Source organism: Bradyrhizobium guangzhouense (assembly GCF_004114955.1).
Taxonomy (GTDB): domain Bacteria; phylum Pseudomonadota; class Alphaproteobacteria; order Rhizobiales; family Xanthobacteraceae; genus Bradyrhizobium; species Bradyrhizobium guangzhouense.
Genome location: NZ_CP030054.1, coordinates 73,769 through 91,487 on the forward strand (window position 1 = coordinate 73,769; position 17,719 = coordinate 91,487).

The window sequence follows — 17,719 nt, forward strand, 5'->3', positions numbered from 1 at the left end:
CAAACGCCATCCGCGACCACCTCAAAGGCCTCTCGCTCCTGCGCAGGCCACTGTTATATCGACGGCGCCTAGCACTACTTTGGCAGATTGTTGATTTTGCCGCGTTTTATAGGATTGAACGAAGCCGCTGGCGCGGCATGTAGGGAGGCATAGCAAGGATTGCCTCCTGTCTGAGAGGATTGCGGGTTTTCGAAGCCCAACCCTTCAGACAGGAGGTTTTCCGATGGCTGAGATCAGCCCACTTCGCCGCCGCATGATCGAGGACATGACGGTCCGCAATCTGTCACCGGCGACGCAGCAATCCTACCTCAACGCCGTAGCGAAGTTGAGCCGGTATTTCGGTCGCTCTCCCGACCGCCTTGACCTGGAGGATATCCGTGCCTTCCAGGTTCATCTGGTGGCGACGGGGATGTCCTGGCCGGCGCTGAACCAGATCGTGTGCGCGCTGCGGTTCTTCTACGGTGTGACGCTTGGTCATGACACCGTTCCGGAGCGCATCGCCTATGCGCGCCAACCGCGCAAACTTCCGGTCGTGCTGAGCGCCGACGAGGTCGTGCGCTTCCTGGAAGCAGTCCCGAGCCTGAAGAGCCGTACCGCGCTGACCACGGTCTATGCCGCCGGACTACGCGTATCGGAACTGGTCCTCTTGAAGGTTGTCGACATCGACAGCCAACGGATGCTGATCCGGGTCGAGCACGGGAAGGGCGGCAAGGACCGTTACGTTATGCTCTCGCCGCAGCTTTTGAGGATTCTGCGGACGTATTGGCGGCTCACTCGGCCAAAGCGATGGTTGTTTCCCGGCCGCGACGACGAGCGTCCGCTCGTCCCGAACGTGCTGCACGCCGCCTGCCGTTCAGCTTGTGCGGCGGCCGGCTTGAGCAAGTCGGTGACGGTGCACACGTTGCGGCACACATTCGCGACCCATCTCCTGGAGAGCGGGGCCGACGTGCGCATCATCCAGGTGCTGCTCGGCCATGCCAGCCTGGCCAGCACGGCGCGCTATACCCAGGTCGCCACCAAGACCATCAGCAATACGCCAAGTCCGCTGGACCGGCTCCACCTGGAGGTCGTGCCGCCCGGCTGAGCGGGCGCCATGGCTCCGGTTCTGGAAGTGGCGGATATCTTCCGCCGCCACGGCGAAGTGTTTCGACAAGCCCGTGCCGAGCATCTGGGCCGCGTCGAGCGGCGCGTCATGGGCGCGATCACGGCATGCCGGACGGCTGTGCTCGGCGGCCACGTCGAGCAGTGCGATGACTGCGGCGCCACACGCATTGCCTACAACTCCTGCCGCAATCGGCATTGCCCGAAGTGCCAGGGCGCGGCGCGCGCGCAATGGCTCGCCGAACGGCAAGCTGAACTCCTTCCCGTACCGTATTTCCACGTCGTCTTCACCATGCCGGCCCTCGCCGGAGGGATCGCCTTCCAGAACAAGGCCGTCGTCTATGCCATCCTGTTCCGCTGCGCAGCCGAAACGCTCACCACCATCGCAGCCGACCCCAAGCATCTCGGCGCTCAGCTCGGCGTGACTGCCGTCCTCCATACCTGGGGCCAGACCCTGCAACACCATCCGCATATCCACTGCGTCGTGCCGGGCGGTGGACCCTCGCTCGACGGCACACGCTGGGTCGCTTGCCGGCCCGGCTTCTTCCTGCCAGTGCGCGTCCTCTCCCGGCTGTTCCGCCGCCTGTTTCTGCAAGAGCTGCAAGCTGCCTACGCGGCTGGCCAGCTGAGCTTCTTTGGCGCTCTCGCCCATCTCACCGATCCCGCTGCATTCGCCGCGCGCCTTAATCAACTTCGACGGACCGACTGGGTCGTCTATGCCAAGCCACCATTTGGCGGGCCCGAACAGGTGCTGGCTTATCTCGGCCGCTATACGCACCGCGTCGCCATCGCCAACAGTCGGCTGATCTCGCTTGCCGACGGCAAGGTGAGCTTTCCCTGGAAGGACTATCGGCAGAATCGTAAAGCCAAAGTGATGACGCTTGATGCCGATGAGTTCATTCGGCGCTTTCTGCTACACACCCTGCCGGACGGCTTCCATCGCATCCGCCACTATGGCTTCCTCGCCAATGGCGGACGCAACGATAAAATCGCTCTCTGCCGTCAACTCCTTGCTGTCCGCAACGCGCCGACTGATCAAGAAGCCGGCGACGATCCCCTCACCACATGTCAGATCCCCGTCTGCCCGCATTGCGGCGGCACCATGCGCCGCGTCGATGTCGTCCCGCGAGCCCGTGCCCACGACCATCCGTTTCGTTGTGATACGTCATGACCAGCGCCTGCACCATCCACCTCTTCTGTGATCACCTTCGCGGTGGCAACGTCCGAAGTCGCCGTGGCCGCACTCGTCTCCGAACACCCGGCCAATCGTTCGGCCACGCATCCCAGCGCAGCAAATCGCTCGCTGGATCGCGCCCTTGGCCCGATCAATCCGGCCGCTCACATCCGATGAACGTCTCGCCGACGCCCGGCGACCACAGGCGCGCCTTCCCCGCAGCCGCACCCGCTGCACTATTCCCATAGCGCCCACAACTCCGCAGCTTCGTTCAATCCGGCTTCTATGAGGTCGCACCCACGACCGAGCGCGCGGCTCGCGCCTGCCACGCGACCTCACAGAACCCTCAAGATTCCCGAATCAATTTTTCAATGATTCATGGGTGGTCGGCTCTTGGAGGGCTGACCATGCCAGGATGGGAAGACGAACTCGAACGCTGGTTGATGCCGTTCTTGGACCGGCTGGGTCATAAGACCCGGCAGCGGATGTGTCCTCTGTATGTTGCGGGATTGATCGGTCCCGGCGATCGTAAGAGCGTTCAGCCGATGGCGGAACGCCTTGCCACCAGCACCTACGACCAGTTGCACCATTTCATTGCGGACGGTGTCTGGGACGCGACGCCGCTGGGGACAGAGTTGCTCAACCAGGCGGATCGACTTGTCGGCGGCAGGGCTGCGGTGCTGGTTATTGATGACACCTCACTTCCCAAGAAGGGTGAGCGCTCGGTCGGTGTTGGGGCTCAATACGCCTCGGCACTCGGTAAAACGGCAAATTGCCAGACACTGGTGTCTTTGACGCTTGCGAGCGGCGAAGTGCCCGTGATGGTCGCGTTACGTCTCTTTCTGCCTGACAGTTGGACAAGCGACGTATCTCGTTTGAAGCGCGCTCGCGTGCCAGTCGAACATCGAACGCCACGGTCCAAGCCGGAGATTGCTTTGGCCGAGATTGACCGCGCGATAGCAGCCAACGTGCGCTTTGGATATGTGCTGGCGGTGCAGGATACGGTCTCAGCGTACCGTTTCGACTAGGGCTAACAGAGCGCGGGCTGGTCTGGGCTGTCGGAATCCCTCGGCACCTGAAAGTGTACCCGGTCGATGTGAAGCTCATTTGGCCGATTACCAAAGCCCGCGGGAAACCACGAAAGCACCACGTGCCTGATATCTTGTCGATTGGCGCAGAACAAATGCTGGCCAGCGCCAAATGGAAAGCCGTGAGCTGGCGCAGCGGGACCAAAGGTCGGCTGACAGCCCGCTTTGCTGCTCTCCGTGTCCGCACCGCCGACGGCCCTCCTCAGCGGATTTGGGATAAGGGTCAGCAGCATCTCCCGGGCGACGAAGCTTGGCTCATTGGCGAGCAACGTGCCTCAGGGGATCGGAGGAGGTTCACATTCCCGGGACTTGAGGACGTCGCAAAAGCTCGACGTCGCGCTAGTCCTTATCCTCGTCGCGTTTCCTGCGACGGATCTGGGATCAGCTTGAGGCGTATCGCCTTGATGATACCCTGGACGCGGGTCCTCGTAGCAAGCTTTCGCAGGGCGTTCTTATGATAATTGACCGTATTCTCGCTGATCTTCAGTTCCCTCCCAATTGCCCAAGACGATCTCCCTTCTGCCGCGAACTGCAGGCATTGTTTTTCGCGCTCGGATAGCTTTATTGACGTATCGTGGCTCATGTTTGAGGCGCTCCGTATCAAGATCAGATCGCAATGCCGAGACAGCAAGCCCCATGCCAATGGGGGGTTGAGAAAATCAGGCGGGAGGAAATGATTGAGAAAGGGCGGACGATCGATTTGCGTCCCCTTAGCGGTCGAAGCATTACGACATAGGTCGGAAGCTCAACGTCCCCTTTGCAGCATCGGCTACAATGATCGATATCGATCAAGAAGAGCGCGGCCTAGAACGGGACCGTTTTGCTCTCTTCTTCTGCGGCGACAGCGCGGTGTGTAACTGAACAGTGTCCGCTGCGTTCACGAGGATATGAAAGCTCCCTACCACGATACGTGCTGGAAGATGCGTCGCACCATCATGAGCAAGTCGCGAACTCGGATCGTCTCGAGGCTGACCAGAGCTAAGACTGCTGAGTCGATTAGGATTACCGGTTGCCGAATGGATGCGCCTTTTTGACTTTCTGCCACCCAGATCCACCATCCTGTCATCCGCCGCGATCGGCTCGCGGCGGAAATACGCCATGCTTGGGTCATAGGGCATATGGTGCAGCTGCATAAGGCCGGATGCTTATAGTAGGGGTAGACGTTCGCGCCCGTGGTCCACAGCACGATCCTGGCGTCGACCCGGTCCGCAAGCTCACAAACCTGCCAAAGCGCGATTGCGCCGCCTCCTGGTCCGGCTTAAGTTGCGGAAGCCGTGGAAATACCAGGAAGATTTGCTCTATTGGCTTGGCCCTGGACTTGCAATTCAGAGAAGTAGCAGGATTCTCCACCGTCTTGAGCTCGAGGTTGATGAAGGTGTCGGTTCGACGTTCGGCGAGCTCCCGTCGTGAAGTTCGACCTCGACAGCAGCGCCGCTTAGTTGGTGTAGGAAGGTCAGTGGGTTTCCTTCATCGCGTTGGCATAGACGCCGCTGAATGTCCTCCGGCGTTATGGCATGAAAGGCGCGACGTTCTCCTCACGAACTCCGAATCCGAGTAGTCGTGGATTGCCTAAAATCGCTGGTGCAGCTTTGAGTCCGGCTCGGACAGGTTGGTGCGGTCCTCGGCAAGCGCAGGTCCTTCCTTTCCGTGTAACCGGACAGGCAGACGTCGGCGATCAGTGCGGTCAGGATCTGTAAGGGTGCTTGCGCAGCCAGCGAAGCGACAGGAGCGTTGAGCAAGCGGGCGATCCTGCTTCTGGCTCTGCTCGCATCATTATCAATGCGGAAGGGGGTTGCCGAAACCTCGAAGGTGTCTAGTGCATGCGCCCTATTGCATTGTCGTATATCCTGGCAAAGAAACCGAACCGCTTCGGCCATGGGAGGGCCGCGGGCTATCGGCCAAAGTGCGGTACCGCTGACCTCGCCCTGTCCCTTGACGGCAGCGTGAGTAAGCGCCAGCACAATGCATATGCTCCCATCGGCATTCCCATTGTTAAAACGGAAAGCAACTTCGGTTGGTCATGTGAAGCGTACGATACAATTTTTGCTGAGCTAACTCAGAGCGCAGCTGGCTTCTAAGAGCGTCTTGCGCCATTCGTCGCAGATCAAAGCATGATCGAGATCTCACATGATATCAAACGCTGGTTGCTGGTCCTGGTTTCCAAATTGCTTTACATCTCCCGCCATGTCGACGAGTTCAGAATGTTGCGCTTCAAATCTCGCAGATCAAGCGCGTCTCATTGCGACGAGAAGCCAAAAAGCCGGAAGGTCTAGTGGCTCTGCACAGTGATTTTGACGTGTTGCGCGTCCGGCGGTCAGATTAGCTCCGGCAGGCTCTTGGGATCAACGAGGACCTCGATGCTGCGGGGTATCCTTGGCTGCCGTCTGATTAGGCCAGCTCGTTCCAGAGTCAGCACCATCTGGTGAACCGAAGGCGGGCTGACGCGAAAATACTCTTGCATGTCGGTTTCCGCCGGGGCCCTGCGGTGCAGCCGCGTATAGAGGTGGATGAAGGCAAGGTATTGCCCCTGTTTGGGCGTGAAGGTTTTTGCCGAAGGACTCACGCCGGCCATCCGATTCAGTTGTACGTGCGTGCCTCGATCAAGGAAACTCAGCCAAGTCGAGCGCACCGAACTCAAGACCCTGCTCAGCGGCGGCAAGCATGCGTCCCGCAAGCTCAAGCGAGCGCAGATTTTGCTGGCTGCCGATGCCGGGGTCGGCGACGAGGAGATCGCCAGAAGTGTCGGCGTGGGCGGCTCGACCGTGTACCGGACTAAGCGACGCTTCGTGGAACGCAATCTGGAGCGGGCGCTGAGCGAAGAGCCGCGTCCCGGGGCGGAGCGCAAACTCACGGGCAAGGAAGAAGCCTTGCTGGTGGCCACCGCCTGTGCCGGTCCGCCGGAGGGCCGTGCCCGCTGGACGCTCAAGCTGCTGGCAGGTGCGCTGGTCAAGCTCACCGAGCACAAGAGCCTGTCGCACGAGACGGTTCGGCGGCGCCTGGTCGAAAATGACCTCAAACCCTGGCGCAAGGACATGTGGTGCATTCCGCAGATCGATGGCGAATACGTCGCCCGCATGGAGGACGTGCTGGATCTTTACGCCAAGCCGTCCAATCCCGAGCGGCCGGTGGTGTGCTTCGATGAAAGCCCGGTGCAGCTCATCGGCGAGGCGCGCTAGCCAATCCCGGCCGAGCCCGGGCGGCTCAAACGTTACGATTACGAGTATCGTCGCAACGGTACGGTCAGTCTCTTCGTCCTGCTTGACGTGCATCGTCCCTGGCGCAAGGTCAAAGTCACCGAGCGGCGCGCGGCAGAAGACTACGCCCAATGCATGCGCGAGCTCGTCGACATCCATTATCCGACGCCGAGACCATCCGGGTCGTCCAGGACAATCTATCGACTCATTCTGCCGGCGCCCTCTATCAGGCGTTCCCGCCTGCCGAAGCCCGACGGATCTTGCGGCGGCTCGAGTTCCACTACACCCCCAAACGCGCAAGCTGGCTCAACATGGTCGAGATCGAGATCGGCGTCTTGCGGGGACAGTGCCTCGATCGCAGGATCGATGACCCCAAGCGGCTGCGCCGCGAAATCGCCATTTGGGAACGCCAGAGGAATGCCGCACGCTCCCGCATCAAATGGATGTTCACGACAGACAGGGCCCGCGCCAAAATGGGCCGCGCCTATCCCGACACTTCCAAAGAGTCATAATAATTGTGCAGAGACACTAGTACGGCCAGCACACTATCTGGCAAACGGGGACGAACTCGCAAAAGTTCCGCAGCTGACCGCCACCCATTGCGCGCGCAGTCAAACCGGCTGGCCGCCGCAGATTCCGAGTGCGTACGTCAGATCGTGGACGGCATGCTGCGAGAGGCCAAACCCGACAATAACACGATCTACAGCCTGGCTGGCAAGGAGATAACCACAGCGCGATCTGCCGAGCTGGCGACTAAGCCTAACGCATTCAAGCGTGGAGCACGGAATGGCGGCGACGATAGAGCACGTCGCCACCTTCATGCGCCGAGGACTCGGCCCTACGTTGCAAACAACGTCAATTTCCTGCGCGCCGCATTTGCCGTCGCTGAACTTTGTTCGCAGTGATGCTGTGACTTAAGCGTATCACTCGGCGAGAATGGAATAATTGACAGCGCGACCTATCCCGCGACGCAAACCCTCCAGTCTCAGGGCCTGCCCGGGCGCGATATTGGCAAGATTGACATCCGGGCCGAAATCCTGCAGCAGGCCGACATGTTGTTTTGGGTAGCGGTACGGATCAGCCTCAATCAAAATTCGTTCGAACCAAGGCGCGGCCGCCAGCGCCTTGAGCAGATCGGGCGCGCTTTTTGCAGCCATGTCTATCTCGGACTGCTCCACGATAATATGGTCGACGCCTCGATTGGTTAACGAAGTGACGAGACCTTCAAGTTCTTCCATCCGCATCGGCTGCTCGGGGTTCTTACGCCCAAATTCGTAGATAACCGAAAGCCCAAGGCGCTGAAAGCGCTCGATGAACGAAAGACGCTCGTTGTCGTTCAGCGTGATGTAATTTTCCGAAATCTCCAGAGAAGTGAAGCCGATCGAACACAGATGACTACTGAAGCGATCGATTTCGTTGCGCTGATAAGCATATTCGAACAGAATGCCGCCTGAATAGCAGTTCACTCCCGAGTCGCGGTACAGTTTGACGATCCGCTGCACGACCGGTTTTGGCAAAAGCAGTGCGTTCATCGCATAGATCTTGGCGAAGTCGATATACTCGGCCGCGCAATCAAGCAGATCGGCCACGCCTCGCTCTCCCGTCCAACCGAAGCCGTCCGGACCGTAGTCGATAACCGCTGTCATCCCTCGCTTGCGGGGTTTCCCCTGGCGCGCGGGGGGAACAAAGCCATCGTCGTGCGATTGCATCTCACTCATCAAGCTATCTTTCTGGCCAGAGCAGCGGCCAGCTCCTCAAACTTCCGTCGGCGAATATACACGGCCCCATCCATAATGATCCGTGCCGTACGCTCGATTTGCGCGCTCTCGATGATCGGGCCACTTGCTCCCTGAGCGATACTCGAGGCTACTCGCAGCACGCCGCTCGGATGGCCAAGTCGGACGTTCTGCAACGGCTTGCCGATGGCTGCCGCAACTACCGAGTTCGGGACCGAGCAGGCCACTGCGGTACACACCGCACCGGTGACGGCGAGCGCCTTGTGGGGGCGCTGCATGGCGAGCTGCCGAACGCAGATATCGATGTCCGATGCCGCGACCTCATGGCCACCAATAGCCGAATAGGACCTCGGCGGCGAGACCATTATTACACGCGGAATGTTTGGGCTTTTGGTGCGGGCCTCGGCTTGATCTGTCACCAGACCGAGTTTAACAGCCGCCCATCCCCTAACCTGCTCCAAGCGGGACATTAGCATTTCGTTGATGCGTAGCGCGTCCGGCGACTCGGTGCCGACTGCCCCGACATCGACCGCGTTGACAAAAACGAATGGTGTGGCCGCGTCGATCAGTGACACTTCAATGGTCTTGCCATCGATCGATATAGCTTCGCGAGCGCGCCCCGTGGGCAATAGCTTGCCTGATACGGCGCCGGCACAATTGCCGAAATCTAAACGGATCGGCGCCCCCGTATCGGGCACACCGGCGATTGCGCAGTCGCCGTCTGACAGCGGCTCACCATCGCGAACCGGAATGCGGGATACCACGACCTGCCGAGTATTGGTGTTATATATCCGCACAATCGTTTCTGGCTCGACCGCATCGATCAAACCGCGACGGATAGCGAACGGCCCGACCGCGGCAAGCATGTTACCGCAGTTGCCACCTGTCGAAACCGAAGGATTATCAATGCCGACTTGGTAGAATGTATACTCGATCTCGGCATCCGGGCGCGACGACAACTTCACGACGGCGGCCTTGCTGGTCAGTGGATCTGCGCCACCGATACCATCGATCTGGCGGTCGTCCGGCGATCCATACGCCGCGAGCAGGACGGCAGCCCGTTGGACTTCATCCTGCGGCAGATCGTCGTCCAGGAACACGCCCCCCCGACTGGATCCCCCGCGCATAAATGTGCAGCGGATCGGGATTTGATCTCCGCCGCCCGCATTCATTGCGGACGGCATGACCGGATCGACGTTTGCGTTATGCTGCTCGAAGCGACGGCCCATTATCCACCACGGCAGCTTGAGGAACGACATCGGCCTTGGGTTGCTTTTCGAGCGACATCATGAGGTCGCTGATTCGACGTGCTTGCTTCTCTTCGATCACCATAGTCGTCATCGCCAAGAACTTCGCTTCCAGCTCGTCGGAGGTGAGAGGATTGGACGGTTCACCCTTCGGCTCGAGGGAGCTGCGAGTCACGACTTTGCCGTTCTTCAGCGCGATGTCGATCTGAGCCTGACGTCCGCCCAGTCCATAGGCCGCCTCCTTCTGCAACTCGATCTTCCCCATGCCCTCGTGGACAGCCGCCTGCTTGTAGCCGTCCCAATATTCCTTCAGGCCATTCTTTCCGGAGGCCAACGCCAGCGCGATGCTAAATTGCGTGCTGCCCATCGCCGCATTGAGGTTGGTAACTTTTGGCTTTGACGCCTGACGAATCGCAAGCTCGCTCATATGAACGGTAACACGATCGACATTGTCGAGACGCACGCCGTCGAGCGCGAACGCATCCTGCGCGAGGTCGATCGGGCCGTGGGCATATCGGCACGCCGCATGTGGCTTGAATCCGACTTCCATGATCGCGAAATGCTTGCCGAGGTTGTCTTGCAAGTCGTCGAGGCGGACACTGTCCGTGAAGGCATTCAAGAAGCCCTCGCGCGACTCTAGCACTTTCTTAGGACCGCTGAAGCCGCGGCTCGCCATGATCGCCGCGAGAACGCCGTTAAAGGCGGACTTACCGGGGCTAAAGGGTTTTGCCATGCAAGGATCGTCGAGATATGACTGAATGCCCGCCGACTGCATGCAAGCCAATCCGATGGCCCAGGCGATCTGTTCAGCATTGCAGCCCAGAAGCTTCGCGCACATAGCAGCAGCACCGATGGCTGAAACGGTTCCAGTCGTGTGATAACCGCGCTGGCGGTGACCGGGATTGATCGCTTTCGCGATTCGGATTGCCACGTCATAGCCTGCAACAACCGCCGTGAGGACGTCTTTACCTGAAGCGCCCGACAGTTCCGAAATTGCAAAGGCTGCCGGAACGAGAACGGAACCGGCCTTTATCAATCCAGAGCCATGCGCGTCGTCCAGCTCGATTCCGTGCCCCATCATCGCATTAACGAGCGCAGCATTGGGCGTCGGCACTTTCATGCCATGGCCAATGATGGTGCTCTGCGGCGTGCCGGCCCACTCTTTGACAAGCTCGATGACTTTATTTGCTGGCTCGCTGATAGCGGATGCAGCAATTTCATTACCAACGCCATCGCGCAGGATCAGCTTCGCCTTGTTGCTGACGTCAGCGGGAATTTCCTCGAACTTGAGCAAAGCAACGTGCTCAGCGAAACGCATCGTTAGGCCGATGAGGGCCTCAGATTGCTGGGGGGTCGACACAGAGGTCATCGAAAGGCTCCACAAAGATGATGGTAGTAGTGCATAATACTATCATTTGGCGATGTGTCAACGCTATCGGGTCTGAGCTCATGATGCGATCTCGCCCGCGGATTTCAGACGTGGCTCTGCTACAACTACTCATCTTGGCCTTTTAAGCTATCGGAACTGAACTTCCCGATGACGAAGCCATTGAAGGAGACGTCGCAAATCTAAGAAAAAGAGCGTGCGAGCGCCTTCAGGCAAGCATCGGCGGATATCGAAAGCTCCGCTGGGGCCGCTCTTTGATGCGTCGTTGCTGTGATTTTTCTGTGCGCATCCAGAAGACCCCAGATAGCGCAGGTAACGCTCGTCAGGGAGCGACGATGGCTTGCTGAGAGGCCTTCAATTCCACAGCAGCTGGTCGGCGACTCTGTTGGCTGGACGCACAAGTAGCCGCGCAGGACGTCCGAGAGCCACGCTTTGGGATCATCATCGGTCATCTTGCAGGTTCGATGATCGTGTAGACGCCCTCTAGCACGGTGATTACCGGCGTCTGAGCCGGCGAAGGTCGAGTTTCATCTGCCGGCCGACACCCTCGCGCTGTTCAGCAGCGTTGTTGGTGAGGGAAGCGGGTGAACGCGGCCCACCGGTTCAGCAGCAAGTTGATCGCTTTCGCGATGTCGGCGCGGTGCGCCGTTCGCCGGCGAATCCCTCGATCACCCCCGCGGTCGCCAGCGCAGTCGACGAACAGCTTGTCGCCGGCCGCACGCGACTGGCGCATCGCAAACCTCTCCGTCAGCATCCCGGAATTGTAGCGAGATCGTGTCGGCATCTGAGCGACCGGCGAAGAAGCTGCGCTATCGCCGCTCCTACCAACAGCGCGGAGGTCGGCATGCGCGCGAGGACTGTGCGTAATCTCGATACTTCGCTCAGCCTCTTCATCCTGGAAATGGATTCCGAGATTCTATTCTCGGGCGACGTCGGCATACCAGGGCGGGCACGGGACGACGTTTTTAGAGTTTGACGATCTCGTGCAATCTGTGCTCCACTACGTACAAATGTACGCTGAACGTACGAGCGGAGACAGCATGATTACGCGACGGTTATTCCACGTCGGCGTTATTGGGACGGCCGTCATGGCCAATGCGCCTTTTGCCCGGTCTGCCAGTTATCCGACCAGAACGATAAGGTTGGTCTGCCCATTCCCTGCCGGCGGCGTTGTCGACGTGCTGTCTCGGTCGCTAGGACAAACCCTTTCGACCGAGCTTGGCCAGACGGTGATCGTGGATAACCGCGCGGGAGCTGGGGGCATGATTGGCTCTTTAGAGGTCGCGCGCGCTAACCCTGATGGCCACACCTTGCTCTTCAATTCGTCGAGCCTTGTACAGGCGCCGGCCGTTGCCGCCCAGAAACTCTATGATGCGGTGGACGATTTCACGACGATCGGCTCGCTCGGCCGGACCGTGATGCCACTCGTGGTCCCCGCCCTGTCTCCCGCCAACACGATGGAAGAATTTGTCGCCTACGCTCGCGGCAAAAGACTTGCATACGGCACTTTTGGCGCCGGCACCACGAGCCATGCTTTTCAGCAGCTATTTTCCGACTATAACAAGCTCGAGATGGTTCATGTGCCCTACAAGGGCGAAGCGCCGATGCTCAACGATCTGTTGAGTAACCAAGTGGCCTGCGCAATGGGCACGATGAGCACGATAGCGCCTCAAATCGAGGCCCGTACGGTCAAAGCTTTGGCGATGCTATCGCCCGATGAAGTCGACGGCTTTGCAAACATTCCGACATTTAAGAACCTGGGCTATCCTGCCGAATTCGATTGGCGAGGCGGCTTCATTGGCCTGTTTGGTCCGGCAAAGCTTCCCGCGGAGATAACGGATATCCTCGAGAAGACTTTTACCAAGATCGTTTCAACCAGCGCGATGCAAAATATCATGAAGCAGAATTTCGTCGTCGGCAAGCCAAGCGTTGGTCGTGATGCCGCCTCCGAGGTCGCCGCGACGCAAGAAGCATGGACAAGTCTTGTCTCGCGGCTTGGCCTGGTTATTAACTGAAACTCAACAACCCGCCAGGAGTGAACTCCGTAATCTCGTAGAACGCCACGAGCGCAAAATGGACTTTGGCTGGTTGTCAGACGTCAGCTTCGACCCATGCAGGCACCTGCCGAATCACTGCACGCCGCAGATCGTCGTAGCCGACGCGGCAGAGACCCGGGGCTTCCGTCCAGCCGCGGAGAATGCAATATGACGAAGTTGCGAGCCGAAGACACCGAAAGACGTCAGGCAGCGGGCCGCGGGCCCGATTTCCTCGAAGTGCTATCGCGCAGCCTGAGCGTCATCGAGACACTTGGCAATCATCGCGAGCCTCCGACTATCAGCGATCTGGCAAGGGCGACGGATCTTCCCAAGCCGAGCGTCCGCAGGATCCTGCACACCCTGACCACGCTTGGCTATGCAGAGACTTCGGGTCGTACTTTCAGGCTGACGCCAAAGGTCGTCCGTTTTGCGACGTCCTACCTTGCGAGCGGCGGTCACGCCCAGGTGCTGCAGCCTGCCTGTGAAGAGCTCTCGCGGATCACAGGACAATCCTGTCTGGTCGGCGTCCTCGACGGCGCAGAGGTGCTCGTCGTCGCCTACACGATGCCCGAACAACTGATGTCGCGATCGCTAGGGGTGGGCACGCGGTTTCCCGCCTACTGCACCGCGGCCGGTCGCGTGCTGCTGGGCCAGAAGACCGAAAACGAGCTCACCTCCTACTTGGCGAAACTGAAGCCGGTCGCACAGACAGAGGCGACGCAGACCGATAAAGCAGTCATCAAGTCCGAGATCATGGCCGCGCGCAAACGCGGCTACAGCGTGATGGAAGACGAGTTCGTCATGGGATGGCGCACAGTTGCGTTCCCTTTGTATCGGCACGACGGCTCGATCTTCGGAACGCTTAATCTCAACTGCAAAAAATCGCCTACGCTGACCAATGACGAATTCGACCGCTTCGTCGGATTGTGCGGACGGAAAGCGGAATCATTGAAGTCGCTTCTCATATGAGCACCGGATCTGTCGGAGACATTCCTTGACCAAGAAGATCGAAACCCGCCTTGCCATTGACATCGGCGGCACGTTCACCGACGTGGTGCTCGATGGCCCCTTCGGCAGGGTCACCCGCAAGGTCCTCACTACGGTTGCGCAGCCCGAGGTCGGGTTGATGAACGGCGCGAAGCAGCTTCTCGCGACGGTCAACCTCGACTTCTCGAAAGTCGACGTCTTCATCCATGGCACGACGCTTGCGACGAACGCGGTGCTCGAACGTAAAGGCGCGAAGACGGCACTAATCGCGACCGCTGGCTTCCGCGACGTGTTGGAAGTCGGCAGTGAGGGGCGTTACGACCAGTACGATCTGCAACTAACCAAGCCTCTGCCGCTGATACCCAGAGAGCGCCGCTACACCGTGGCCGAGCGCATCGACGCAAAGGGCGACGTCAAGCTCGAACTGGATCTCGCGGAGCTCGCCGAAATCGTCAACAAACTCAGGAAAAGCCTTGTCGAGAGCGTGGCGATCGCTTTCCTGCATTCATATGCGAATTCGGAGCATGAACGGAAGGCCGCGCGCTTCCTCGCCGGGCAGATGCCCGACCTGTCGATCACAATGTCGTCCGACGTCTGCCCGGAAATCCGGGAGTACGAACGCACGTCAACAGCGGCCGCCAACGCCTACGTGAAGCCGCTCATCAACGGCTATCTTGAAAGGATGGAGGCGGCGCTCACGGCAGCGGGCTTCACCGGTCGGCTTTTCCTAGTGACGTCCGGAGGCGGTCTGACTTCCATCGAGACCGCCAAACGCTATCCGATCCGGCTGGTCGAGTCCGGCCCCGCGGGCGGAGCGATCTACGCCGCACAGCGCGCCCGCAGGCTTGGGGACAAGCGGGTCGTCTCTTTCGATATGGGCGGTACGACCGCAAAGGTCTGCCTAATTCAGGACGGCGAGCCGGTCACCGCCAACTCGTTCGAGGTCGACCGGACGCACCGCTTTATGAAGGGCAGCGGGCTGCCGCTGCGGATCCCAGCCGTCGAGCTCGTCGAGATCGGAGCGGGCGGCGGATCCATCGCAGGCGTCGACCGGCTCCGCAGGGTCACCGTCGGTCCGCAGAGCGCGGGCTCGCAGCCGGGGCCGGCCTGTTACCCGGGTGGTGGGTCCGGGGCGACAGTGACCGACGCCGACCTCGCGCTAGGGCTCTTGGATCCCGGCGCGTTCGCGGGCGGACGAGTTCAACTCGATCCGCAGGCAGCCTCCCGTGCGCTCGACGCCGCCGTTGGCAAGAAGCTCGGCCTTTCGAGCAAAACGGCGGCCTTCGCCATCACCGAGACCGTGTGCGAAAGCATGGCGAGCGCGGTCCGCGTGCACGCAGCCGAACGCGGCGAGCCCATCGCCGACTATACGATGATCGCATTCGGCGGTGCGGCCCCACTGCACGCCGCTTGGGTTGCCGAGAAGGTCGGCATCCGCAAGGTGGTCGTGCCGCGCAACGCGGGCGTCGGCTCGGCGGTCGGATTCCTAGAGGCGCCGATCTCCTTTGAACTGATCCGGAGCAAGCACGTCAATCTCGCTTCCGTCGATCCAGCCGAGATCGGCGCTTTTCTCGACGCCTTGGCGGCCGACACCATCGCCCTGGTGAAGACCGAGGGCGCAGAGCTCGTCGAGCGTTGCGTGGCGCACATGCGCTACGTGGGCCAGGGTCATGAAATCTCGGTTGTCCTGCCGGACCGGTCCAAGCCTCTGACGGGCACCGTGCTGCGCGAATGGTTTGAGGATCTCTACGGACGCCTCTTCACCCGGTTCATTCCGGGCGCTGCCATCGAGGTCCTGAGCTGGTCGGTGACTGTCTCGACGACGCGCAAATCCGTCGAACCGACAGCTCTCATTTGGAACATCGGCGAGCCATCGGATGCAGGCGTGCGCGAGGTCTTTGATGGCACGGCCTCGAAGTCCATCGTTGTCCCCGCCTACAATCGTTCGCAGATGGCAAATGGATTGACCATCCGCGGCCCGGCACTCATCGTGGAGGACGAGACCACGACCTTCATCACATCACGCTTCTCCGCCTCCATCGACGGGGACGGCAGCATCGTCATGCAGCGGATCGCCGCCTCGGAACAGGCGGTCGAAACCCGAAATCTAAATTCCGCGATCCACCATCAAGTCCTCTGGAATCGTCTGCTGGCCCTCGTTGAGGAGCAGGCGCAGATTCTGATCCGCACCGCCTTCAGTCCACTAGTCCGCGCCTGCGGCGACGTCTCGGTCGGCGTATTCGACCTTTACGGCCGGATGTTGGCGCAGGCCGTGACCGGCACGCCGGGCCACGTGAACACGATGGCAGAGTCCGTGAAACACTTTCTGGGTCGCTTTCCGACCACAACGATGAAGCCGGGCGACGCCTATATCACCAACGACCCGTGGCTCGGAACCGGCCACCTCAACGACTTCGTCGTTGTCACGCCTTGCTTCCACAAAGACAAGTGTGTCGCTCTGTTCGCCTGCACCAGCCATCTCATGGACATTGGCGGGCTGGGCGCGGGGACTGAAGCTCCGGACGTATTTGCGGAAGGTCTCTACATTCCGTTGATCAAGCTAATCGACGCCGGCACGGTCAACGAGACGCTCATGGCGGTGATCGAAGCTAACACGCGGCTTCCGGTCGACACCATCGGGGATACCTACTCGCTCGCGGCGTGCAACGATGTCGGCGTCAGGCGGCTTCAAGAGACAATGACAGAGTTTCGCCTCGATGATCTTTCGGAGCTCGCCGACTTCATTCTCGAGCGCTCCCGCCAAGCGGTGCTTAAGGAGATCGTGTCGCTTCCGAAGGGAACTTGGAGAAACGAGATGATCGTCGACGGCTACAACGAGCCGCTGACGCTCCGGGCCGCACTGACGATTAACGAGGACGGCATCGTTGTCGACTTTGCCGGCAGCGCCCCCGCGGTGATTAAGGGCATCAACGTTCCCTTGACTTACGCGACCGCCTACACGTCCTTCGCCATCAGTTGCGCCATCGCTGACGACATTCCCAACAATGCCGGATCTCTGTCCCTGTTGAAGGTCCTCGCGCCGGAGGGTTGCATCGTCAACGCCAGGAAGCCCTCGCCCGTCGGAGCGCGGCACGTGATCGGCCAGATGCTGCCGGATCTGGTGTTTGGCTGCCTCTTGCAAATCCTGCCGGAGCGCATCCCCGCCGAGGGCAGTTCGTGCATGTGGAATATCGCACTGCGCGGGACCTTCACAGTCGGAGAGCGCAAGGGGCGCAACTACTCGTTGACGGTTACCACCAGCGGCGGTATGGGAGCCCGCTTCACAAAGGACGGCTTGTCGGCGACAGCGTTCCCAACGGGCATCCAGTGCATGCCAATCGAGATCGCGGAAACGCAGATCCCCTTCGTGTTCTGGCGCAAGGAGCTCCGCATAGACAGCGGCGGTCCGGGGCGCACGCGCGGTGGTCTCGGCCAAATCATCGAGGTCGAGAACGCCGACGGCACCGCGTTCCGGCTCAGCGCCGCCTTCGAGCGCGTCAAGAATCCGGCGCGAGGACGCCTGGGCGGCGAGAACGGCGGGGCGGGCTATGTCGGCCTCGCGTCCGGACGGCCGATCGCCGGCAAGGGGCTTCAGACGATCGAGGCGGGCGACCGGCTGGTGATCCATACGCCCGGCGGTGGTGGTCTCGGCAACCCGAAGGAACGACCGGCGGCGTTGATCGAGAGGGACGTCTTCGAAGGACGTCTGTCGCAGGAAGCGGCCGCTCGTCTTTACGGCCACCGCGACCGCGAAGCTTCATGATCGAAA

Annotated in this window: 10 protein-coding genes and 3 pseudogenes; 7 read left to right on the forward strand and 6 right to left on the reverse strand. The window is 60.3% G+C overall.

Going from position 1 to position 17,719, the window contains the following annotated elements; all coding sequences use genetic code 11:
* The first annotated feature begins 223 nt into the window (after positions 1–223).
* The 3 genes and pseudogenes from XH91_RS34395 (at position 224) to XH91_RS34405 (ending at position 3,821) form a co-directional block, all read left to right on the forward strand.
* Positions 224–1,084 carry a tyrosine-type recombinase/integrase gene (locus XH91_RS34395; protein ID WP_128929693.1) on the forward strand — a complete coding sequence of 287 codons (861 nt, stop codon included), beginning with the start codon at positions 224–226 and terminating at the stop codon, positions 1,082–1,084.
* Between the two features lie 9 nt (positions 1,085–1,093).
* On the forward strand, positions 1,094–2,272 hold the full coding sequence (locus tag XH91_RS34400) for an IS91 family transposase (RefSeq protein WP_128955091.1): 1,179 nt from the start codon (positions 1,094–1,096) through the stop codon (positions 2,270–2,272).
* Between the two features lie 488 nt (positions 2,273–2,760).
* Positions 2,761–3,821 (forward strand): annotated as a pseudogene (locus tag XH91_RS34405) (IS701 family transposase).
* Here the strand turns inward: XH91_RS34405 and XH91_RS34410 are convergent.
* Complete coding sequence (locus tag XH91_RS34410) at positions 3,710–3,946, reverse strand: response regulator transcription factor (RefSeq protein WP_128929695.1); 237 nt, start codon at positions 3,944–3,946, stop codon at positions 3,710–3,712. The pseudogene XH91_RS34405 and the gene XH91_RS34410 overlap by 112 nt on opposite strands.
* 761 nt (positions 3,947–4,707) lie before the next feature.
* A pseudogene (locus XH91_RS40170) lies at positions 4,708–5,060 on the reverse strand (type IV secretory system conjugative DNA transfer family protein); the annotation flags it as partial.
* A gap of 894 nt (positions 5,061–5,954) precedes the next feature.
* On the opposite strand from XH91_RS40170, the pseudogene XH91_RS34420 reads away from it, so the two are divergent.
* A pseudogene (locus XH91_RS34420) lies at positions 5,955–7,069 on the forward strand (IS630 family transposase).
* A 411-nt stretch (positions 7,070–7,480) separates the two neighbouring features.
* Here XH91_RS34420 and XH91_RS34425 read toward each other — a convergent pair.
* The 4 genes from XH91_RS34425 to XH91_RS39135 form a co-directional block, all read right to left on the reverse strand.
* On the reverse strand, positions 7,481–8,275 hold the full coding sequence (locus tag XH91_RS34425) for a phosphosulfolactate synthase (protein WP_206733162.1): 795 nt from the start codon (positions 8,273–8,275) through the stop codon (positions 7,481–7,483).
* The gene (locus XH91_RS34430; RefSeq protein WP_206733161.1) at positions 8,275–9,552 is read right to left on the reverse strand and encodes a 2-methylaconitate cis-trans isomerase PrpF family protein; all 1,278 of its coding nucleotides are present in this window, start codon (positions 9,550–9,552) and stop codon (positions 8,275–8,277) included. The genes XH91_RS34425 and XH91_RS34430 overlap by 1 nt, the downstream gene beginning before the upstream one ends.
* Complete coding sequence (locus XH91_RS34435; RefSeq protein ID WP_128929697.1) at positions 9,497–10,909, reverse strand: MmgE/PrpD family protein; 1,413 nt, start codon at positions 10,907–10,909, stop codon at positions 9,497–9,499. Before XH91_RS34435 ends, XH91_RS34430 begins: the two co-directional genes overlap by 56 nt.
* A 574-nt stretch (positions 10,910–11,483) precedes the next feature.
* The gene (locus tag XH91_RS39135) at positions 11,484–11,660 is read right to left on the reverse strand and encodes a hypothetical protein (RefSeq protein WP_164933831.1); all 177 of its coding nucleotides are present in this window, start codon (positions 11,658–11,660) and stop codon (positions 11,484–11,486) included.
* Positions 11,661–12,015: 355 nt separating this feature from the next.
* Here XH91_RS39135 and XH91_RS34440 point away from each other — a divergent pair, with 355 nt between their 5' ends.
* From XH91_RS34440 to XH91_RS39140, 3 genes are all read left to right on the forward strand, one after another.
* The gene (locus XH91_RS34440; RefSeq protein ID WP_164933830.1) at positions 12,016–12,942 is read left to right on the forward strand and encodes a Bug family tripartite tricarboxylate transporter substrate binding protein; all 927 of its coding nucleotides are present in this window, start codon (positions 12,016–12,018) and stop codon (positions 12,940–12,942) included.
* A 189-nt stretch (positions 12,943–13,131) separates the two neighbouring features.
* Positions 13,132–13,932: an IclR family transcriptional regulator domain-containing protein gene (locus tag XH91_RS34445; protein ID WP_164933829.1), complete on the forward strand. Its 801-nt coding sequence runs from the start codon at positions 13,132–13,134 to the stop codon at positions 13,930–13,932.
* 25 nt (positions 13,933–13,957) lie between these two features.
* Positions 13,958–17,713 (forward strand): hydantoinase B/oxoprolinase family protein, encoded by a 3,756-nt coding sequence (locus tag XH91_RS39140; protein WP_128958244.1) that lies wholly within the window; start codon positions 13,958–13,960, stop codon positions 17,711–17,713.
* Positions 17,714–17,719 lie beyond the last annotated feature (6 nt).